The sequence below is a fragment of the Mesorhizobium sp. M4B.F.Ca.ET.214.01.1.1 genome (assembly GCF_004791545.1).
GTDB lineage: Bacteria > Pseudomonadota > Alphaproteobacteria > Rhizobiales > Rhizobiaceae > Mesorhizobium > Mesorhizobium abyssinicae.
Genome location: NZ_SRUX01000303.1, coordinates 1 through 281, shown reverse-complemented (window position 1 = coordinate 281; position 281 = coordinate 1). Strand labels below are relative to the sequence as shown.

Sequence of the window (281 nt, the reverse complement as noted above, 5' to 3'; positions counted from 1 at the left end):
AGGGCCAAGCATGGGTTTGCAACGGGCGAGCCCTTCACAAATCGATTTCGCCGGATTCTCAGGGATGGATCCTACCGCTGGATCGAGGCTCGCGCACAGCCGTTGAAGGACAAAGAGGGGACTGTCCTTCAATGGTATATAGCGTCGATCGACATTGAAGAGGAGATGAAGGCCCAGGAGGCGCTGCGCGAGCGTGAACGCTTCTTGTGGCAACTGGTGGAAACGTTACCGGCGATGATTGACTGCGCGGCGCCGAACGGAGAGCCGCTCTACCGCAGCCA

The 281-nt window shown here is 58.7% G+C and carries 1 protein-coding gene; it reads left to right on the top strand.

Annotated features, from left to right (window positions below):
* A partial coding sequence (locus tag EN857_RS34335; RefSeq protein ID WP_135897750.1) for a PAS domain-containing protein occupies nt 1-281 on the top strand: 281 nt, incomplete at both ends.